Annotated in this window: 22 protein-coding genes; 11 read left to right on the forward strand and 11 right to left on the reverse strand. The window is 65.4% G+C overall.

Annotated features, from left to right (window positions below; all coding sequences use genetic code 11):
- Positions 1-10: 10 nt before the first annotated feature.
- Complete coding sequence (locus C5B91_RS04465) at positions 11-850, reverse strand: proline dehydrogenase family protein (RefSeq protein ID WP_008092886.1); 840 nt, start codon at positions 848-850, stop codon at positions 11-13.
- A gap of 180 nt (positions 851-1030) precedes the next feature.
- Between C5B91_RS04465 and C5B91_RS04470 the strand changes: the two genes are divergently transcribed.
- The 6 genes from C5B91_RS04470 (at position 1031) to C5B91_RS04495 (ending at position 6696) form a co-directional block, all read left to right on the forward strand.
- Entirely contained in the window at positions 1031-2338 is a 1308-nt protein-coding gene (locus C5B91_RS04470) for an ABC transporter substrate-binding protein (RefSeq protein WP_049968622.1), read from the forward strand.
- 52 nt (positions 2339-2390) lie between these two features.
- Positions 2391-3332 carry a branched-chain amino acid ABC transporter permease gene (locus C5B91_RS04475; protein ID WP_004977385.1) on the forward strand — a complete coding sequence of 314 codons (942 nt, stop codon included), beginning with the start codon at positions 2391-2393 and terminating at the stop codon, positions 3330-3332.
- Positions 3329-4453, forward strand: coding sequence for a branched-chain amino acid ABC transporter permease (locus C5B91_RS04480; RefSeq protein ID WP_115819145.1), 1125 nt, complete (start codon positions 3329-3331; stop codon positions 4451-4453). Before C5B91_RS04475 ends, C5B91_RS04480 begins: the two co-directional genes overlap by 4 nt.
- Positions 4450-5256 (forward strand): ABC transporter ATP-binding protein, encoded by an 807-nt coding sequence (locus C5B91_RS04485; protein WP_049968358.1) that lies wholly within the window; start codon positions 4450-4452, stop codon positions 5254-5256. Before C5B91_RS04480 ends, C5B91_RS04485 begins: the two co-directional genes overlap by 4 nt.
- On the forward strand, positions 5253-5990 hold the full coding sequence (locus tag C5B91_RS04490) for an ABC transporter ATP-binding protein (RefSeq protein ID WP_008092893.1): 738 nt from the start codon (positions 5253-5255) through the stop codon (positions 5988-5990). The genes C5B91_RS04485 and C5B91_RS04490 overlap by 4 nt, the downstream gene beginning before the upstream one ends.
- Before the next feature lie 154 nt (positions 5991-6144).
- Complete coding sequence (locus tag C5B91_RS04495) at positions 6145-6696, forward strand: plastocyanin/azurin family copper-binding protein (protein WP_008092895.1); 552 nt, start codon at positions 6145-6147, stop codon at positions 6694-6696.
- Positions 6697-6732: 36 nt separating this feature from the next.
- Here C5B91_RS04495 and C5B91_RS04500 read toward each other — a convergent pair whose 3' ends face one another.
- Together C5B91_RS04500 and C5B91_RS04505 are read right to left on the reverse strand one after the other, a co-directional pair.
- Positions 6733-7530 carry an RIO1 family regulatory kinase/ATPase gene (locus C5B91_RS04500; protein ID WP_008092896.1) on the reverse strand — a complete coding sequence of 266 codons (798 nt, stop codon included), beginning with the start codon at positions 7528-7530 and terminating at the stop codon, positions 6733-6735.
- A 39-nt stretch (positions 7531-7569) separates the two neighbouring features.
- A complete protein-coding gene (locus C5B91_RS04505; protein WP_115819146.1) occupies positions 7570-8007 on the reverse strand; it encodes a universal stress protein in 438 nt (145 codons plus the stop codon).
- A gap of 180 nt (positions 8008-8187) precedes the next feature.
- On the opposite strand from C5B91_RS04505, the gene C5B91_RS04510 reads away from it, so the two are divergent.
- Positions 8188-9330: an acyl-CoA dehydrogenase family protein gene (locus tag C5B91_RS04510; protein WP_008092898.1), complete on the forward strand. Its 1143-nt coding sequence runs from the start codon at positions 8188-8190 to the stop codon at positions 9328-9330.
- A 24-nt stretch (positions 9331-9354) separates the two neighbouring features.
- Here the strand turns inward: C5B91_RS04510 and C5B91_RS04515 are convergent, their stop codons facing one another.
- Complete coding sequence (locus C5B91_RS04515; protein ID WP_115819147.1) at positions 9355-9810, reverse strand: FlaD/FlaE family flagellar protein; 456 nt, start codon at positions 9808-9810, stop codon at positions 9355-9357.
- Between the two features lie 325 nt (positions 9811-10135).
- Here C5B91_RS04515 and C5B91_RS04520 point away from each other — a divergent pair, with 325 nt between their 5' ends.
- Positions 10136-12262, forward strand: a complete 2127-nt coding sequence (locus tag C5B91_RS04520) for a histidine kinase N-terminal 7TM domain-containing protein (protein WP_115819148.1) — start codon at positions 10136-10138, stop codon at positions 12260-12262.
- A 56-nt stretch (positions 12263-12318) separates the two neighbouring features.
- On the opposite strand, the gene C5B91_RS04525 is transcribed toward C5B91_RS04520, so the two are convergent.
- From C5B91_RS04525 to C5B91_RS04550, 6 genes are all read right to left on the reverse strand, one after another.
- Complete coding sequence (locus C5B91_RS04525; protein WP_115819149.1) at positions 12319-13398, reverse strand: hypothetical protein; 1080 nt, start codon at positions 13396-13398, stop codon at positions 12319-12321.
- A 105-nt stretch (positions 13399-13503) separates the two neighbouring features.
- The gene (locus C5B91_RS04530; protein ID WP_049968360.1) at positions 13504-14064 is read right to left on the reverse strand and encodes a FlaD/FlaE family flagellar protein; all 561 of its coding nucleotides are present in this window, start codon (positions 14062-14064) and stop codon (positions 13504-13506) included.
- Positions 14065-14377: 313 nt separating this feature from the next.
- Positions 14378-14887 carry a chemotaxis protein CheD gene (locus C5B91_RS04535; protein ID WP_004977367.1) on the reverse strand — a complete coding sequence of 170 codons (510 nt, stop codon included), beginning with the start codon at positions 14885-14887 and terminating at the stop codon, positions 14378-14380.
- 23 nt (positions 14888-14910) lie between these two features.
- Positions 14911-16098: a chemotaxis protein CheC gene (locus C5B91_RS04540; protein ID WP_049968361.1), complete on the reverse strand. Its 1188-nt coding sequence runs from the start codon at positions 16096-16098 to the stop codon at positions 14911-14913.
- Positions 16095-16463 (reverse strand): chemotaxis protein CheY, encoded by a 369-nt coding sequence (gene cheY, locus C5B91_RS04545; protein ID WP_004043735.1) that lies wholly within the window; start codon positions 16461-16463, stop codon positions 16095-16097. Before cheY ends, C5B91_RS04540 begins: the two co-directional genes overlap by 4 nt.
- A gap of 150 nt (positions 16464-16613) precedes the next feature.
- Positions 16614-17285 (reverse strand): hypothetical protein, encoded by a 672-nt coding sequence (locus C5B91_RS04550; protein ID WP_049968362.1) that lies wholly within the window; start codon positions 17283-17285, stop codon positions 16614-16616.
- Between the two features lie 132 nt (positions 17286-17417).
- Here C5B91_RS04550 and C5B91_RS04555 point away from each other — a divergent pair, with 132 nt between their 5' ends.
- The 3 genes from C5B91_RS04555 to flgA2 all read left to right on the forward strand — a co-directional run bounded on the left by C5B91_RS04555 (position 17418) and on the right by flgA2 (position 19266).
- Complete coding sequence (locus C5B91_RS04555; RefSeq protein ID WP_008092913.1) at positions 17418-17756, forward strand: helix-turn-helix domain-containing protein; 339 nt, start codon at positions 17418-17420, stop codon at positions 17754-17756.
- Positions 17757-17969: 213 nt separating this feature from the next.
- Positions 17970-18611, forward strand: a complete 642-nt coding sequence (flgA1, locus tag C5B91_RS04560) for a flagellin A1 (RefSeq protein WP_008092915.1) — start codon at positions 17970-17972, stop codon at positions 18609-18611.
- A 10-nt stretch (positions 18612-18621) separates the two neighbouring features.
- On the forward strand, positions 18622-19266 hold the full coding sequence (gene flgA2 / locus C5B91_RS04565) for a flagellin A2 (RefSeq protein ID WP_049968363.1): 645 nt from the start codon (positions 18622-18624) through the stop codon (positions 19264-19266).
- Positions 19267-19600: 334 nt separating this feature from the next.
- Here flgA2 and C5B91_RS04570 read toward each other — a convergent pair whose 3' ends face one another.
- A complete protein-coding gene (locus C5B91_RS04570) occupies positions 19601-20341 on the reverse strand; it encodes an ATPase domain-containing protein (RefSeq protein WP_004977361.1) in 741 nt (246 codons plus the stop codon).
- Positions 20342-20374: the final 33 nt, after the last annotated feature.

The raw sequence follows: 20374 nt of genomic DNA on the forward strand, positions 1-20374 counted from the left end.
ACGCCCCGACTCAGATGCCGGCGACGGCGCGGAGCGCGAACAGCGCGTTCGACTTCCGCTCGCGGACGCGCCGGTAGAAGTAAGAGAACCACTTGTCCCCGTAGGGGACGTACTGCCACATCTCGATGTCGGCGTCCGCGAGGTCGCGCTGGCCGTCCTCGCGCACGCCCATGAGCATCTGTACCTCGTAGGGCGTCCCGTACTGCTCGTGGAGATGGCGAGCGTGCGCGATCATGTGCGGGTCGTGACTGCCGACCGCGACGCCGTCGTCGAACTCGGTGAACATGTACTCGAGGAGTTCTTCGTACACCTCGTCCACCTTCGACTTCTCCTTGTACGCGATGGACGCGGGCTCGTTGTACGCGCCCTTGACGAGGCGGACCTTCCCCGGCACGTCGGCGAGGCGTTCGAGGTCGTCGCGCGTGCGCTTGAGGTTCGCCTGCACGCAGACGCCGACGTTCCCGCCCGTCCGGTGGCCCAAGTCGTCGACGGCGTCGAGGGTGACGTCGGTCGTCTCGTGGTCCTCCATGTCGACCCAGACGAACACGCCCTCGGCGTCCGCGGCGTCGACGATGCGGTCGAGGTTCTCCCGGAACGCGTGGTCGCCGATATCGAGGCCGATTTGCGAGGGTTTCACCGAGACACAGCCGTCGAGGTTCGTCGCGCCGAGTTGGCGGACGAGGTCGACGTACGCGTCGGCGTCGGCGTCGGCGTCGGCCCGGTCGGTGTAGTGCTCGCCGAGCAGGTTCAGTATCCCCGCGATGCCGTCGCGGTTCAGGGACTCGACGTGCGAGACCGCCCCGTCGGACGTCTCACCCGCCACGAAGTTGTTCGCGATGGGGGGTATCATGGCCGGCTATTGTGAGACACGTACCCTAAAGAGAGACCCTACCAAATCATTCTGAAAAATATTAGTGAAATAAAGAGCGGATACTCGTTTCGTCCGGCGGGTTTCGGACTCCCGACCATGGACGGTTACAGGTATATTTACGATAACTGGAGAGCATAGTTTGTTATGTCACCACACGACATGGACCGCAGAACGCTGCTGAAGCTGTCGGGACTCTCACTTGTCGGAGCGACCGCCGGCTGTCTCGAAGGCGAAGACGAGAACACGACCACGGCCACGACGACTGAGGAAAGTGGCGGTGGCGGCGGCGAGGAGACCACGACCACCGAAGAGAGCGGCGGTGGCGAGTCGTCGTACACCATCGGCATGGTCGATTCGCTCACCGGGTCGCTCGCGCCCTACGGCGAGCGCAACACCCGCGGTCGCGAACTCGCGCTCGCCGCGATCAACGATGTCGGCATCGGCTCCGAGGGTGGGTCGCTGAGAATCTCCGTTGAGGACGACGAGAGTACGAACCAGGGCGGGGTCAACGGCGCGCAGAAGCTCGTCAACCAAGACGGCGTGCCGCTCCTCATCGGCTCCGTCGGCTCGGGCGTCTCCATCGCCATCCACGACAGCGTCACCAACGACGCCGGCGTCGTCCAGATCAGCCAGAACAGCACGAGCCCCGAACTCACGTCGCGGCCGGAACTGCTCCGCATGAGTCCCTCGGGGGCGGCGAAGGGGCAGGCGCTCGCCAGCCTCGTCAGCGACGACGGCCACGACACCGTCGCCATCACGTGGATCAACAACGACTACGGGACGGGCCTCTCGGACGTGTTCGCCGAGACGTTCGAGTCCGAACTCGGCGGCACCGTCGCCTACAACGAACCCCACGACCAGGGTCAGTCGTCGTACAGCGGCATCCTCACCGAGATGGCCTCGACGGACGCCTCGGCGTGGATTTTCCTCACCTACGCGAACGAGTACACCGTCATGGTCAACGAGGGGTTCGACCAGGGTTACAACACGACCGTCGACTACTACGGCGCGGAGTCCACGGTCGCCGACTCCATCATCGAGAACACGGCCCCGGGCAGCATGGACGGTATGAAAGGTATCACCGAGAGCGCCCCGCAGGACCAGGAGAACTACCAGAACTTCGTCTCCGCGTTCGAAGAGAACTACGACGCGACGCCGACGGTCTGGTCGGCCTACGCCTACGACGCCGTCACGGTGGCGGCGCTCGCCATCGAGGCTGCCGACGAGTTCTCCGGCGAGGCGCTTTCGTCGGTCGTCCGCGACGTGACCCGCCCCGAGGGCGAGGAGGTCTTCAACTTCGAGGAGGCCGCGGCCGTCCTGCGCGACGGCGGCTCGCCGAGCGACATCAACTATCAGGGCGTCAGCGGTCCGGTCGACCTCGACGAGAACGGCGACCCGCCGGGCTACTACCAGATTTACAGCGTCCAGGACCACGAGTACGTCTTCGGCGACTACATCACGAGCTAATCATGCACGCACGGAACGGACGCCGAACGACCCTTAGGGGGGCCACCGAGCCGTGATACCGCTCCAAGTCAGCCCCTTCCAGTACGTCGCAAACGGCGTGGTGTTTTCGAGCATCATCGTCCTCGCGGCCATCGGGCTGTCGCTCGTCTACAGCATCGCGGACTTCGCGAACTTCGCCCACGGCGACCTCATGACCGTGGGGGCGTTCTCCGCGCTGTTCTCGGTCGGCTTCCTCCGACCGATGCTGGGCGACGCGGGCGTGTTCGGCCTGCCGCTTTGGTTCTTCCTCGCGCTCGCGTTCGGTATGGGCGCGGCGGCGGTCATCTCCGTCATCACCGACCGCGTCGTCTACCAACCGGTGAAGGGGTCCGACTCCATCGGCCTGCTCATCTCCAGTATCGGGGTCGCGCTCGTCTATCGCGCGCTCGTGTTCCTGTCGTTCGGAACCGAGCCGGAGCGCTACGGCGTGCCCAGACAGGGACCGATACCGTGGGTCCGTGAGACGCTCGGCATCGCGGTCACGCCGCGCAACCTCGTCGTCGTGATGCTCACTGTCGTCCTCGTGACGGCGCTGCACCTGACGCTGACGCGGACGACCCTCGGCCGGAAGATGCGCGCGACCGCCGACAACGCGGACCTCGCGCGCGTCAGCGGGATTCGGACGAGAGAGGTCATCTTCGCCATGTGGCTCATCGGCGGCGCGCTCGCCGCGGCCGGCGGCGTCTTCCTCGGGTTAGAGGAACTCGTCCGCCCGCGCATGGGCTTCGACATCCTGCTTATCATCTTCGCCGCCGTCATCCTCGGCGGCATCGGCTCCGTCTACGGCGCGATGCTCGGCGGCCTCGTCATCGGGATGGTCCACGAACTGGTTCCGCTTTTCAACCAGTGGGGAATCATCCCGGTCGGCTCGCGGTACGCCGCGGCCGTCGCGTTCGTCATCATGGTCGCCATCCTGCTCGTTCGCCCGAGCGGAATCGCGGGTGATAGCGGATGAGCGCCGTGTCCTCGTGGGTGAGCGAGACGCTCGTCCGCGACGCGACCGAGCGGCGCATCTTCGCGACGCTCGGACTCATCACGGTGCTGCTCGTCGTCGGCGTCCTCACCGGCGTCATCGGGCCGCGGTTCCTCCTGTTCCAAATCGCGCTCGTCGGGATGTACGCCCTGCTCTCGCTCGGACTCAACGTCCAGTGGGGCTACGCCGGGCTTATCAACTTCTCCGTCGCGGCGTTCTGGGGCATCGGAGCCTACTGCGCCGCGCTGTTGACCGCGCCGAACTCCCCGCTCGGACTCGGACTTCACCCGGTGTTCGGGTTCCTCGCGGCCATCGTCGTGAGCGCGTTCGTCGCGGTGCTCATCGGCATCCCGACGCTCCGCCTGCGCGAGGACTACCTCGCCATCGCCAGTCTCGGACTCGCCGAAGTCATCCGCGCCATCATCCTGAACGAGGACCAGTGGACCGCCGGGTCGAGCGGTATCAGCGGCATCCCGGAACTCCTGTCGTGGTTGCCGCTGACCGACGCCGCGACGACGGCCGCAGTGGTGGTCGTCCTCATCGCGGTCGTCTACCTGTTCCTCCGGCGCGTCCACCGGTCGCCGTGGGGCCGCGTCCTCCGGACCATCCGGTCCGACGAGGACCTCGCCAAGGCGCTCGGCAAAAACACCTACCAGTTCAAGATGCAGGCGTTCGTCATCGGCTCGGTCATCATGGCCGTCGCCGGGGCGTTCTACGCTCACTTGAACCTCTACATCGACCCCTCCGACCTCGTTCCCCTGACGACGTTCTACATCTGGATCGCCGTCATCCTCGGCGGGACCGGGTCGAACCGCGGGGCGGTCGTCGGCGCGGCCGTCGTCATCGCCATCCGCGAGGGGACCCGCTTCCTCAACGACATCGGGTTCATCCAGACGCTCGGCGTCGACCTGGCCCCGCTTCGACTGCTGTTCGTCGGCGGGCTCATCATCCTCATCATGCGCTTCCGGCAGGACGGGCTCCTTCCGCCGAAGGACGAACTCATCTGGCCGGCGGCGCGCGACGGGAGCGGTGCCGGCGGCGCGTCCGCGTCGGGTGCCGCCCCGGACGGCGGCACCGCCTCGAACGGGGGTGACGACCGATGAACGACGACGCGTACGAGGGCGCGCGCCTCGGGAAGTCGGACGTCGTTCTGAAGACGACCGACCTGGAGAAGGCGTTCGGCGGCCTCGTCGCCACCGACGGCGTCTCCATCGAGGTCGACCGCGGGACCATCACGGGGATGATCGGGCCGAACGGCGCGGGGAAGTCCACGCTGTTCAACCTCATCTCCGGCTTCTACGAGAACGACGCCGGTCACGTCACCGTCAACGGCGAGGACGTGACCGACCTCGAACCGCACGAGCGCGCCCGAAAGGGGCTCGTTCGGACCTTCCAGACGCCCCGGCGGCTGGAGGGGATGTCCGTCCGCGAGGCGATGCTCGTCGGCCCCGGACCGCAGAAAGGCGAGTCCATCTTCTCGCTTTTCTTCTCCAGTTCCGACGTCACCGAAGAGGAACGAGCGAACATCGAACAGACGCGCGAGTTGCTCGAACGGTTCGAAATCGGGCACCTCATCGACCAGCCGTCGACCGACCTCTCCGGCGGGCAGATGAAGCTCGTCGAGCTGGCGCGGGCGTTCACGACGAACCCCGACATCCTGCTCTTGGACGAGCCGGTCGCCGGCGTCAATCCGACGCTCGCAAACGACATCAAGCGGTTCATCCGCGAACTCAACGAGGAGGGTCAGACCTTCCTCATCATCGAACACGACATGCCGTTTATCATGGACCTCGCAGACCCCATCATCGTTCTCGACCAAGGGAAGGTGCTCATGGAGGGCTCGCCGGACCAAGTCCGCTCTGACGACCGCGTCATCGAGGCGTACCTCGGAGGGGCCAGCCCATGACCAACCGCGCACTCGACGTCTCCGGCGTCGACAGCGGCTACGGCGAGGTGCAGGTCCTCCGCGACCTGTCGCTCCACCTCGAATCGGACGAAATCGTCTGCATCATCGGGCCGAACGGCGCGGGGAAGTCGACCGTCCTCAAGACGGTGTTCGGCCTCCTCAAGCCGTGGACCGGCTCGGTCGAACTCGGCGGACAGGACATCACCGGCGAGGAGCCGGAGGACCTCGTCCGCGTCGGGATGGGCTACGTCCCGCAGGTGGACAACGTCTTCTCGTCGCTCACCATCGACGAGAACCTCAAGATGGGCGGCGTCGCCCGCTCCGAGGGCCTGCAGGCCAGAATCGACGAGCTGTACGACCAGTTCTCGATTCTCGACGAGAAGCGCTCTGCGAAGGCGCGGACGCTCTCGGGCGGCCAGCGGCAGGTGCTCGCGTTCGCCCGCGCGCTCGTGATGGAGCCCGAAGTGCTCCTCATCGACGAGCCCTCGGCGGGCCTCGCGCCCAACATCGTCAAGTCGGTGTTCGAGGACGTAAAGAAGGTGAACGAACTCGGGACGGCGGTCCTGATGGTCGAGCAGAACGCCCGCGAGGGGCTCGGCATCTCCGACCGCGGCTACGTCCTCGACCAGGGGACCGTCGCCTACGAGGGCGACGCCGACGGCCTCCTCGACGACCCCGAAGTCTCGCGGCTCTACATGGGCGGCGCGGACTACGAGGGCGTCGAGGGCGAGTAGCCCGCGACTCGCGGGTGCGACGCACCCCGCGGCTTCGTCCATCCGTCACGGAACGCCGTGTTCCGCCTCGACCCCCGCCGCTCTCGGCGAGATGGGGTTCCAATCGGGCGGAATTTGGGACATCGCTTATTCTTCGGGTGGTCCGACCACCGGTATGCGACTCACGAGACGACGAGCCCTCGCCGCCGCGACCGCCGGACTCGGACTGCTCGCCGGCTGTACCGGTGGTGACGACGCTGGAGAGACGGACGACGAGACGGAGTCGACCGGGTCCGAGACTGGGACCACAACCGCGACGACGGCGTCTCCGGAGACGACCACGTCACCGGACACGACGGCGACGCCGACACCGACCGAGTCGCCAACGCCGACGAGCGAACCGGCGTCGGACGACGAGTCTGACCCGCTCGTCACCATGGAGAGCGTCGCCTTCTCGCCGATGCGGTTGTCGGTCGAGCCGGGGACGACGGTCGCGTGGGAGAACAGAGAGGCGCTTCAGCACAACGTCCGCGCGGCGAGTTTCGACGACGCGGCGACCGACTGGTCGTTTCAGTCCGGGACGGTCGGCCGCGACGGGCGGGTCACCTACCGGTTCGACGACTCCGGCGTCTACCAGTACGACTGTGGTATCCACGGCTCGAAGGCGATGTGCGGGGTCGTCGTGGTCGGCGACGCGAGCTACGACGGCACGCTCCCCTGCGAGTGAGTCGGAGGACGTCGAGACACGGGGAACCGGAGACAACTACGCCGCGTGCTTTTCTATCTCGCCTTTGAGCGCCGCGGCGTCGAAGTCGTGGTCGGGCCGGATGTTGACGAAGTCGAGGAAGTCGACGGCGTCCAAGAGCGCGTCCATACCGTAGGAGTCGAGCGCCGCGGCGACGGCTTTCTTGGGACCGACGAGCGGTTCGAGCGCCGCCAGCCCGCAGGCGAGGTCGTACGCGCGGGCGTCGCGCATCCCCTCGTCGTTGACGTTCGTCGCGTCGATGAAGTAGATGCCGTCCTCGCGGACGAGGACGTTCTCCGCCCGGAGGTCGCCGTGGGCGAGGTGGTTGTCGTGCATCTCCGCGAGCGCCGCGAACAACTCGGGGGCGAGCCGTTCGACCTCCTCCCGCGGGGCGGTGTCGAGGGTGTGGAAGTTCGGCAGGTATTCGAGGACGAGGACGCCGAGGCCGTCAACCTCGAACGCCTCGACCGGCGCGGGCGCTTGCAGGCCGATGTTCCGGAGTCGCTTCGTGGCTTCGAGTTCGTGTTCGGCCATCTCGAGCGGCGTCCCGAAGTGACCGAAGAAACCCTCCGTCCCGCTGGAGAACGCGCCGAGGTTCCGCCCGGTGGTGAAGACGGCGTGGACGAGCGAGTTCTGTTTGGAGATGACCTTCACGAACCACTCGTCGTCGACGACCATCGGGGTCGAAAGCCAGTTGTCCGCCTCGAGAAATCGGATGTGGAGGGTGTCGCGGTCGTACCGCCGGGCGAGTTCGCGGGCGACCGTCTCCAGACGCGGCCACCCGAGGCGGCCGCGGACGAGCCGACGGAGGTCCATGCACCCCCGTAAGACGAGGGGCGGCTTAACCTCGTGGGCCTACGCCGATTCCTGTCGGACTGTCAACACGGGCGCGTCGGAGCCGCGGACGACGCGCTCGGCGACGCTGCCGATGAGATAGCGGTCGATGCCGCTTCGGCCGTGGGTGCCCATCACCACCAGGTCGATGTCCCGCTCGTCGGCGTGACGGATAATCTCGCTCGCGGGCGTGCCCTCGGTGACGACGGTCTCGACCTCGACGCCGGCCTCGCGGGCCCTCTCGGCGACGCGGTCTAACACCTGTTCGCCGCTTTCGAGGAGCGCCTCTCGGACCCGTTCGAGCGAGAGCGCGGGTGCGGCGTAGCCGACCTCGCGCACGTCGGCGACGTAGAGTGCCACGAGCGTCGCGTCGTAGGTGCGGGCGTGCTCGATGGCGTGGTCCAAGGCGGCGTCCGCGCACTCGCTTCCGTCGGTCGGAAAGAGGATGTGGGAGTACATACGAGAATCTCGGACCGCGGCGCAAAAAGACCCGGACGCCTATTCCCACGCGGTGAGAGCGTTCGGGTCGGGGGCGGTCGGCCCGAAAGGGGTCGGACGGCCCCAGTTCGCCGCTCGCGCCGCCACAATTCTTCATGGTCGTTCGATTAGTTTATGTCCGGGACGGCGATAGTTTGTCGCATGGACTTCGACATCCCGGCCGAACACCGGATGATTCGCGACACCGTCCGCGAGTTCTGCGAGGAAGAAATCGCGCCCATCGCGCAGGACATCGAGGACGAACACCGGTTCCCCGCGGAGATATTCGACCAGTTGGCCGAGTTGGACGTGATGGGCGTCCCCATCGACGAGGAGTACGGTGGCCTCGGCGGCGACCAGTTGATGTACGCCCTCGTCGTGGAGGAACTCGGTCGCGTCTCGGGCGGTATCGGCCTGTCGTACGCCGCCCACGTCAGCCTCGCGTCGAAGCCCATCGAACTGTTCGGCACCGACGAGCAGAAAGAACGCTGGCTCACGCCGCTCGCGACCGGCGAGTACCTCGGCGGCTGGGCCCTGACCGAACCCGGTTCCGGGAGCGACGCCAGCGACATGGACACCGTCGCAGAGCGGGACGGCGACGGCTACGTCATCAACGGAACGAAGCAGTTCATCACGAACGCGAGCGTCGCCGGCTCCGTCCTCGTGAAGGCTGTCACGGACCCCGGCGCGGGCTACGACGGCATCTCGACGTTCATCGTCGACCCGGAGAACGACGACGGCTTCGAGGTGACGACCGAGTGGGACAAGATGGGCCTCAACTGCTCGCCGACCTGCGAGCTCTCCTTCGACGACTGCTGGGTACCGGAAGACCGACTCCTCGGCGAGGAGGGCGAGGGGTGGAAGCAGACGATGAAGACGCTCGACGGCGGCCGCATCTCCATCGCGGCGCTCTCGGTGGGGCTCGCCGAGGGCGCGTACGGTCACGCGAAATCGTACGCCCAAGAGCGCGAGCAGTTCGACCGACCGATTTCGAAGTTCGACGCCATCCGCGACAAACTCGTCTCGATGCACCGCAAGACCGAGCGGGCGCGACTGCTCACCCACAAGGCGGCGACGCGGTACGACGCCGGTGAGCGGGTCAGTCGAGAGTCCGCACTGGCGAAACTCGACGCCTCGGAGGCCGCCCGCGAAGTCGCCGAAGACGCGGTGCAGGTGCTCGGCGGCTACGGCTACACGACCGACTTCGCCCCCCAGCGGTTCTACCGCGACGCGAAGCTCATGGAAATCGGCGAGGGAACGAGCGAGATTCAACACCTCATCATCGGTCGCGAACTCGGACTCTAGGGACTCGTCGAAGCCGTCCTTTTCTCACTCCGAATCGGCCATCACCGACAGCCGGGCGACGTACGAGAAACTGCGGACGTGGTCCTCTTCGGTCGGCGCGTCCTCGAAGTCCGAGGGGACAGTAAAGGAGACGACGCGCTCGCGAATCGCGTCGTGGGGCCCGTCGCCGATCCAGCCGATATCGCGGTAGTACGACGCCATCTCCAGCGCGCCGCGGCCGCCCAATCGCTCGACGAGGTGAACGCACCACTCGAGGAGCACCCGCTCGGCCCGCGGCGTCCGCGGAATCTCGTCGAGAAACGGCTCACCGTCCGACGTGACCGCCGCGGTCGTCGCGAGGAGGCGCTCGTGGGCCACGTCGCTCCACGTCCGATTCGTCGGCGCGTCGACCCAGTCGAACGACCGGTCGCTGGTGTCCCGACGGGGCCCGGGTCCGATCGGGGCTTCGGCGACGTTGGGACGACGTGACTCGCGCGGCATCTATCCCTGCGTGTGCATCCATCCGAATTAAGCGTTCGGGCGAACGTCCGAATATCGACATTTCTGCGACTCGCGCGAACCGTCAGCATTCCTTGTGATGTTATCTCTGATAATGTAACCGACCATTCGGTGAATGAGACCTTATTGAGGCGTAAGAGCCCCTCGAACCGGCCGCTTGTCTCTCAACCGGAACTAAGTATCAGCGTTGATAAAGAGGGCGAACCGCTTAAGTTCAGAAACGGATACACGTTTGATATCGCTCCGATGTGACACTCGTCGGAAAGAACAGTTCCAGAGGCTCACAGATGCGCACCACGACCAACTCATGACCAGCGTCGGGCAGTTCCCGTACGCGTACGCGCTGTTCGCCGCGGGCATCCTCGCGGGGGTCGTGACGCTCGTCGTCCTCGGTCGGTTCCGACTCTACTCTCGGCGGGTCCGCCTCCCGTTCGCGCTCCTGACGCTCTCCGGAAGTATCTGGGCCACCGCGTACGGCTTCGCCTTTCTCGCGACGACGCCGGGTGCCGAGTTGTTCTACGCGTATCTGGCGTGGGCCGGCGCGGCCGTGCTCCCCACGATATGGCTCATCTTCGCCCTCGTCTACGCCGGCGAGGACCAACTGCTCACCACCCAGATGGTCGGCTTCCTCGCCGTCGAGCCCGCCGTCGCAATCGCCCTCGCGCTGACGAACCACTCTCACGGACTCCTCGGGTCCTCGCTCGACCTCTGGGCGGCCACCGCACCGGACAACACCGGAGGAGCCGGTCTGCACCTTCTCGTCCCGCCCGGTCCGGAGCTCCTCTTCGTCGTCCACGTGATTTACGGCTCCGGCGTCGCCCTCACCGGGCTGACCGTCATCGGAAAGACGTACCTCCGGAGTTCGAGCATCCATCGACGACAGGCCGGGTTCCTCGTCGTCGCCGGTCTCATACCTCTCGCCGCACTCGCCGGTGAGTTCTTTTTCCCGATTCGAATCAACCCGGTTCCCCTCTCTATCGGCGTCAGCTCGGTCGTCGTGCTCTGGGCGCTCTTCAGACACCAGCTGTTCGACATCACACCCATCGCCCGCGACGCGATTCTCTCGGAGATGCGCGACGCAGTCGTCGTCCTCGACGAACAGGACCGAATCGTCGAATCGAACGGTGCCGCCTCGGAGCTACTAGAGCGGCCGGTCGACGAGTGCATCGGTGAGCCGGTCCTCGAAAGCGTTCGCGTTCCGGCCGAGGTCCGGACGGTTCTGGAGGGTCGAGACAGGGCTGAGGCGGTCGTCGAGGACGGAGGCACCTGCCGTTACTTCGAGGTCCGTTCCGAGACGGTCGGCGACCAGACGCACGACCGCGCACTCTTGCTCGTCTTCTACGACGTGACGGAGCGCCGGCACACCGAAGAGGAGTTCCGCGCGCTCATCGAGAACTCCCGGGACGTCATCACCGTCCTCAACGAGGACGGCGAACGGACCTACACGAGCCCCTCGATGACCGAGGTGCTCGGCTATCAGACCGACGCGCTCGTCGGCGAGTCGGTGCTCGACCTCGTCCACCCCGAAGACAGAGACCGGGTCGCCGGCTGCCTCGACGAGGTGATAGCCGGCGACTCTCCCGTGCGCTCGGAGTTCAGAATCCGCCACAAGAACGGCGTGTGGCGGCGGTTCGAGACGGTCGGTGTGAACCTCCTCGACGACCCCGCCGTCGACGGCGTCGTGTTGAACTCGCGGGACGTGACCAGTCGCCATCGCTACGAACAGCGTCTCCGGGTGCTGAATCGCGTCCTTCGACACGACCTCAGAAACGACATGAACGTCATCCTCGGCCACGCGGACCTCCTCCTCGACGAGCGCATCCCCGCCGAGTCGAAAGACCACGCTCGAACGATAAAGCGGAAGGCGTCGTCGCTGGTCGAACTCGGCGAGCAGACTCGCCACATCGACACGACACTGACCCGCGGGTCGTCCGGAATCGAACCCGTCGAGGTCGTCGGGCGCATCGAGGCGCAGTTGGACGACATCGAGTCCGATTACCCCGAGGCCATCGTCCACCGGAGCCTCCCCGACGAGATGTGGGTCTCCGCGGACGACCTCATCGAATCGGCCATCAAACACCTCATCGACAACGCGCTCGAACACAACGACCGCGTCATTCCGGAAGTCGGCGTCACGGTCGAGCGAAGGGCGACCTCGACCGACTACGTGGAGATTCGAATCGCCGACAACGGGCCGGGCGTCCCCGACGCCGAGCTCTCCGTCCTCGAATCGGGGACCGAGACGCCGCTCCAACACATCAGCGGGCTCGGGCTCTGGTTGGTCCAGTGGATAATCGACCGCTCGAACGGTCGGCTCCGGTTCGCGGAGAACGACCCCAGGGGGACCGTCGCAATCGTCGGCCTCCGGAGCGCCGACCGAGCGGTCTCCGTCGGCGACGGCGGAACGGTGGCGACCGAGTCGGAGACGGACTGAGTTACGCAGCGACTGGGTGAGTCGAACAGAAAACGAGAGACCCGAGAGCCGAGCGTTCAGGCCGCGTCGCGGAGCCGTACCGCGAGTCTGTGTGCGCCCTCGGCCGCGGCGGTCACCGGGTCGTCGGGGACGACCACGTTCACCGGGCGGTCGAGCTCCGCGGCGAGACGCGCTTCGAGTTCCTCAACCAGTCCGGGAATGCACGCCATCCCGCCGGAGACGACGAGCGGGCGTGCGCGAGCGAGCTGATAGGTTTTCATGTGCGAGCTCGCCAGTCGCGAGAAGAAATCGCAGAGCTCGGCGACCACGTCGTCGAGATACTCGTCCAACGGCTCCATCACACCCCGTTCGACGGTGAACTCGTGTGCGCCCTCGTCCCCGCGTTCGACCGCGTCGGTGAAGGGGTCGAACCCGCCGAAGTCGGCGTGGGTCTCCTTGTACCCGCGGGCGGTGGCGGGGTCAATCGTCACTCGCCCGCCCGCCTCGGCTTCGACCGCCTCGGCGATGCGCCGGTCGACGCGGTCGCCGGACGCCTCCGCGGAGACGAACGGGAGCAACCGCTCTCCGCGTCGGTACGCGCACGCTTCGAGGTTCGTCGCACCGAGGTTGAGAGCGATGAAGACCTCGTCGACCGCCTCGATTCCGTCGCCGAGCGCCGGAATCGACGCGCACAGCGATTCGGGGAAGCCTCGCGCGAGCGCCTCACCGATGCCGCACTCGCCGACCGCGGTGCCGAAGTTCGCGAGACCGATATCGTCGTCGACGGTCGGCATCGCGTACACGACGGCGCTCTCGGCGGAGAGGTCGTGTCGCGCGCAGAGTTCGCGGACAAACCGCTCGAATGACTCGGCGTCGCGGGCGGTCGCCGGCACGCCCGAGCGGAGCATGAACTCGACTCGCTCGGAGGACTCCCGGACTGTCTCTCCGCCGTCGTGGACGCCCTCGTCGCCGGCGAGCGCGTCTTCGCCGTCGGTCAGGCACGAGGGGAGGTGAACCGTCCTCGCCGCGTCGCCGTCGTCGAAGGCGAGCGCCGTCCGGGCGCTCCCGAACTTGACGCCGACGGCCGTCGGCACGTCGGTCTCGTCGGACTCGGACGCCACACCAGCGTCGTTAGCGGCGGCTGCGTCGTTCGTCATGCGGTATCAACTCGGTTCGGACTCGGCGGGCGGGTGGTTCGCGCAGTCATGGTATACACTCGGTTGTCGGAAGGAGAGACCGTATTCGAGACCCGTCGGTCGGCGTCACACCATCGAGGAGAGACGTGCGACGTAGACCAGACTCAGCAGGTGGTCGTCGACGTCGAGGTCGGTCGGTTCGTCGACGTCAGCGGAGAACCCGAGGAGGTAGTCCCGGAGCGTCTCCTCGACGCCGGGCGTGACCCAGTCGACCGTCTGGTAGTACCGGAGGGCGTCCATCGCCCGCTTGAACCCGCCCTTGAGGACGAGGAACTCGAGCCAGTCGAAGACGACGCGTTCCGCGCCGTACTTGTCCGGAAGCGAGCGGAGGTACGGCTTTTCGACGCCGTCTTCCTCGTCGCGAGACTGGTGGACGAGCAGGTGTTCGAGCTGGCTCGACCGGAGGGCTTCGGACGCCTCCTGTCGGCTCCGGTCGAAAAGCGGGTTGTCGAACCGGAACGGACTCCGGTCGTCGAACCGGGCGTCATCGAATCTGCCGTCGTCGAATCGGCTGTCGTCGAATCGGCTGTCGTCGAATCGGCCGTCACCGTTCCGTCTGGGCCGTGGGGCGTCACGCGCGATACGTCGAAGTTCGTCTGGGTCGTATTCGTCCGGGTCCAAGTACATAGGTCACCTTGTTGGGGACGGCACGACTCCCCCCGAGTCCCCCGACTCAGGGCGGCGGAGAGCGCGGAGCGCTGTCCGCGGTGTCACACGCGATATCGTACCGTTTCGGTGAAAGCATTCGAAGGAGGCGACATAAATCTATTCGAGGCGCTATCAGAACTGATACCTCTGGTGCGGGGTCGAACCGGCTTCGGTCGGTTCTCACGCGTCAGCCGTTTTCGGTTCCCTGCTCGCGGGCGGCGCTCGACGCAGTTGAGACGGACGAGAGACAGGAGAGACGGTCGTCGAAGCCGAACTTCGGCCGGTGACGCCCTCAGAGAACGTGGTTGCCGCTCTTCGCGCTCCGAACGCGGAGGTCGCCGGTCTGGCTGTCGAGCTCCAACGAGCGGCCGTGGGAGCCACCGACGTCTTCGGCGACGACGTCGATGCCGAACCCGTCGAGCGTCGTTCGCGTCGCGGCGACGTTTCTATCGCCGATACTGCCGTCGCCGTCGGCCGAGGTGAAGTCGAACATGGTGCTTCCCCCGGCGATTTTCGCGACGACGCGGTCGATGTCCGCGCCGGCGGCTCGCATCTCCGAGAGCAGGAGTTCGATGCCGGTGTCGACGAACTTCGCCGGCTCGCTGCCGTCGTCCGCCTCCGGAAGCATCGCGTGTGCGAGACCGGAGACGCCGGTCTCGGGGTCGTACAACGCGACGCCGATACAGGAGCCGAGACCGCTCGTGGTCAGCGTGCTCTCGTCGCCGGAGACGGCGTAATCGGCGATTCCGACCTTGATTCGACCGGAGCGAGCCGCGGGCGTGTCCGTGGTGTATACTTGCATTACTGGGTGCCTCTACGGAGGGTTCACGCGGCGGGCGAGAGTTGCTTGAGCGCCTTGCGCAGCTCCGTCTCGTCGGGGAGCGCGTAGATGTCGCAGGTAAACTCGTCGTCGTCCGTCCGGATGGTCGAATCGATGAGGAACGCGTACTCCTGAGACTGCGCGAGGTCGGTCGCGAGCGGGTCGATGATGGCCGACCCGATGTCGTGGACGTGCTTCGGCGGCGAGATGTCGATAGTCGTCTCGAGCGCGTTGGCCCAGCCGTCGAGGAAGCCAGAGGTGGTGATGTTGCCAATCTCTTGAATCGCGCTCTGGCGCATCGCCTCGTCGCCTTCCATGCCCGGCAGGAGGCTACTCGCGATGTTCTCGGCCGACGGCTCGTCGAAGAGGATGGCGATGTAACCGCTCGGCGTCCCGCTGAACTCCAACACGACGCCGCGGCGGACCGCGTCGGTCAACGACATGGGGACGCCCTCGATGGGGACGAAGCTCAGCCGGCTCACCTCGACGGTCGTGTCGATGCCCGTCATCGCCGTGATGTCTTCCGAGGCCTGGTTCGCGCCGTCGTTTATCATCTCGGAGAAGGCGGCGAACGACTCGACCGGGAGCGCGCCGTCCTCGCCGCTCGCCTCGACGATGGTCCCGATGGACGAGGCGGTCGGAACCATGTACAGGTCGAACTCGATGGCGTTGTCCGCGGCCTCCAACTGGTTACGGAAGACGAGGACGTGCTCGTCGTCGCCGCCGTTCTCGAATCCCTCGGCGTCGACGTGGTCGAGCGGGCCGTCGTTTTCGTCGTCGACGTAGGTCGGCGTCGTGATGTCGACGGTGGTGTCGAGGTAGTCGGCCCAGCCGTCGATGAAGCCGCCGAGCATGATGTTCGCAACCTCCTTCAGGCTACTCTCGGCGAGTTCACCCTCGGCGTCGGTGGCGTCGATACCCGGCATCAGCGCGTCGACCAAGCGCTCTGCGGACTCCGGCGAGAACGCCAACACGGTGTGACCGTCCAACCCGCCCGAAAAGCCGATGTGGACGCTCACGAGGTCGCGTTCGGCGAACTCGTTTTCGACGTCCGCCTTCGTCCCGAGCTCCACCTTGGTGACGTTGACGTACGTGTCGATGCCGGCGAGTGTGGTCAGCGAACCCGCGGCTTTCTCCGCGCCCGAGTGGGCGAGCCGACTGAACGTGCGAAGCGACCGGACGTCGAGATTCATGCCTCTGCCTGAATCACGTCGGCGATAGCCTGGAGCACGTTCGGCTTCTGGAACGGTTTCGTGATGTAGCCGTCTGCCCCCGCTTCGACCGCTTCGCGCATCTTCTCTTCCTGTCCGACCGACGTGCACATGATGACCGATGCGCCGGCGTCGAGCGACTTGATTTCGGACGTCGCTTCGATGCCGTTTCGAATCGGCATCACGACGTCCATCGTGACGACATCGGGTTCGAGTTCGCGGTAGAGTTCCACCGCTTCGACCCCGTTTTCGGCCTCGCCGACGACTTCGTGTTCACCCTCGAGGAGCTGTTTGAGGAGGTTCCGCATGAACGCAGAATCGTCCACGACCAGTACCTTGCTTGCCATACCTCCAGATTTCCGAAAATCACACCATAAACCCTTCCTCCCCATTATCAAGGATGATACGGTATTGGACGGGCGATTCGCCCGCGTCACATCGTGTCGACCGAAGATTCGGGAGCTCCGATGCTCGAACCGGAACCTGTCACCGTCGCATCATCGTCGACGCGGCGGGAACGAAGCGCCGGCCTCTTCGACGGCGTCGAGGAGGTCACCGATACTGTCGTCGCGGTCGAGTCCGTTCGCGGTCGCGAGCGCCTCGACGGCCCGACCGGGATAGGTGACCTGTACCTCCGAGGCTAAAAGCAGGATGCCGAGCACCTCGTCGGGCGGCGTGTCGGGGCTGCCGACAGCGTCGGCGTACCACGAGAGAAACGAGTTGACGACCTCGGTCACGTCGTCGGAGACGGTCTCGTGACGGGTTACCTCGCCATCGACGAGCGCAGTGGTGACGAGCGCGTGGTCCGCGGTGACTGCTCCGACGCGCTCTGCGAGCAGTCGGCGGGCGAGCACGGCCCGTTTTTTCGGGTCTTTCGGGAGGACGAGTTCGGGAGCGCCGGTGTTCCGGTCGCTCTCTCCTCGCTCGCCGGTCGGCTCGGAGTCGGACTGGGTCGTTCCGTCCGTGCCGGGCGGTCGGCGGTCGTCACCGTCCCCGTCACTGTCCCCGCCGTCGACCGGCGCGGGCGGCCTGTTTTCTCCCGTCGAGATGACGTACCGGCCCGTGTCGAGCGCCGCGACGTGCTCGTCGCGGCTGATATCCAGTTCGTCCGCCCCGACGACACCCTGTTCCCGCGGGTGATTGGGAGGACGTTCGTCCTCGTCGTCCATCGGCGAATGCTCGGTGTCGTGGCATATAATCCCATCGTCACCGAGCGTGACAGACTCACTACTATGACTGAGAACGTGGCAGAGAGACAACCAACACATTGACAAGCGGTGCGTTCCGATAAATTTCCATCTATGGAGTCTGACAGGACCCTTTCCGCACTGGGGAACGAATACAACCCTGACATCCTCCGTGCCGCGGACGAACCGCACTCGGCACAGGAGTTCAGCGAGATGCTGGATATCCCCATCGCGACCTGTTATCGCCGAATCGAGGAACTGACGGCGGCGGGCCTCCTCGAACTTCACGACCGGGTTCTCTCCGACGAGCACCGACGGACGAACGTTTACCGCCGCGAAGTCGACGAAATCGTCGTCCGGTTCGAGGCCGACGACTACACGGTCAGCGTCACCGAGCGCCCGGAGGTGAAGAACAAACTCGACGACGTGTGGCGGAAGATTACGCAGGACTGAACCGCTCCGGCTCCGGACTCTTTTCTTATATTTCCTGAGGTAAGTGTCGACTAGCGTCTCGCGTGAGCGTGCGAAGAAGTTTACTTATCGACGTACCGGCCGCATGATATCAATCTTGATATTGAGGGCCGTAGCGTTATGTAGCACCTCTCCAAGTTGACGAGTGACGGTTCCCCGCTCCCTGCTGAGTGTGGGACCAAACCCACGAAACCCATGTTCGAAAACATCAAAGAAGACCGGGGTCAGGTCGGTATCGGGACCCTCATCGTCTTCATTGCGATGGTTCTGGTCGCCGCAATCGCGGCGGGCGTCCTCGTGAATACGGCTGGCTTCCTGCAAGCTACCGCCGAGGACGCTGGACAGCAATCTGTGAACAAGGTCACCAACCGCGTCGACGTCGTGAACGCGCACGGGCTGGTCAACCAGTCCGGTGAGGAACGCACGGTCGACCAGGTCTTCCTGACCGTCCGCCTCGCGGCCGGTTCCGGAAGTGTCTCTCTCGAAGATACGACGGTCAAGTACCTGAGTGAGACGACCGCGCGGACGCTCACCTACAACGACACCGTCAACAACGCTGACACCGCAGACCCCGCTAACCTGACGACGGGGAACAACTTCACCGCGGGCGTCCTCGAGGACAGTGACGGTTCGTTCGAGGTCCTCAACGAGCAGTCCGACCGCGCTGAGATCGTCATCAACACCTCGACGGTCGAAGGCACCTCCGCCAACGGAACGGCGACGGGCCAGACGGTCAAGCTCGACATCACCAGCCGCAACGGTGGCACGACGCAGGTCATCCTGACGATGCCCCAGCAGCTCGCGGGTAAGGACGACAACGACCCGATCGCGCTCTAAGGAGATTCATATGTTTAACAAAATTACTGACGACGACCGCGGTCAGGTCGGTATCGGGACCCTCATCGTCTTCATCGCGATGGTTCTGGTCGCTGCAATCGCGGCGGGCGTCCTCGTGAACACGGCCGGCTTCCTGCAGGCGACTGCCGAAGACGCCGGTGAGCAGTCCGTGAACAAGGTCACCAACCGCGTCGAAGTCCTCAACACGCACGGAACGGTCGGCGGAGAGGCGGACATCGACAACATCACGCTCACCGTTCGTCTGGCGGCCGGCTCGGACGCGGTGGACATGAACGAGACCTCGATTAAGTACCTCAGCGGCGACAGCGTCGAGACTCTGACTAACCAGACGCAGTACGACGGCGACGGGACGGAACCGAACCCCGACGCCGATGAGTTCGGTCTCACCGAGGTCACCGACGACGACAGTTCGTTCGGTGTCCTCAACAGCATGAACGACCGCTACGAGGTCAAGATCGACACCGCCGCCATCGAGGACAGCAACGCTGACGAGACCGACCTCGTCGGCGGCCTCTCGACGGGCGAGCAGGTCACCCTCGAAATCACTTCCCGCACGGGTGGCACGACGCAGGTCATCCTGACGATGCCCCAGCAGCTCGCGGGCAAGACGCAGGGCGAACCAGTCGAACTGTAACCCGACTTCACGCTTTCCGTTCATTTTATCCACCTCAGCCGTCGAGCGGCGGCGCTGTCGTGTGTCCGTAGTACACCGCGCACACAGGAGCACTGGACTAGACGGCAACGCTCTCGGCCGCCGGCATCGACGACACTCGCTTGGGAGACGACTATCACGGCCGAGTCGAGACGGCCAGAGAGGCGAGGCGAAGCGAGACGTCCGCAGCGACATGACCCCGAGCGAAGTGGACGAGCGCGGCGCGCGCTCCGCGTTCGGGGCCGTCAGAACAGTCGATTCGGCGAAGACAGAAAAAGAACCGTCGGGACCGGTCGCTCGCCGCCGAGCCCGCGCGTTATTCGGTCTCTTCGCCGAACCACGGCGGGGATTCGCCGACCATAGAGAACCCGGCCGCCTGCTCGTATATCTTGATGCCGCCCTGTGCGATTTCCAGCGGGAACATCGAGTTCTTGATACTCTGCTTGCGCATCTTCGCCACCCAGACGTAGCGGTTGCTCGTCGCGCCCGCGGGGCTCTGGATGAGGTAGATGTTCCCGTCGGTCAGGAAGTTCTCGAGGCCGATGTCGGTCTCGGGGAAGATGGCCGACTGCTCGGTGGTCAGAAGCGAGGTGAGGCCGCTGTCCTTCAGGATGTCGATGAACTTCAGGAGGTACTGGCGCTGTTCTTTCTCGTCGTCGAAAAACAGCTGGAACATCGTCAGCGAGTCGAGGACGAGTCGGTCGTAGTTGGTGTCCTGGAGGTCGCCGAGGATGCGGTCGAGCGTCGTCGAGAAGTCACCGTCGCGGAGGAGCGTCCGCTTGTCGTAAACCTTGATATCTCCGGACTCGACGTACTCGTGCCAGCGGTCGAAGCCGATGGACTCGGCCGCCTCGCGGATGTCGTCTTCGGTCTCCTCGAAGGTGAGATACAGGCCGCCCTCGTCGAACTGGTCGACGCCGTTGTAGAGGTACTGGAGGCCGAGGATACTCTTTCCCGTCCCCGGGTTTCCGCTGATGAGCACCGCGGCGTTCTTGACGATACCGCCGTTCAGGATGGAATCGAGTCCTTCGACACCGGTCTTGACTAGTTCTGTCATGATTGTGTTGGAACGTGTGTTGGCTGTCGGAAG

Origin of the sequence: Haloferax sp. Atlit-10N (assembly GCF_003586325.1) — an archaeon.
In the GTDB taxonomy this organism is placed as follows: Archaea; Halobacteriota; Halobacteria; order Halobacteriales; family Haloferacaceae; genus Haloferax; species Haloferax prahovense.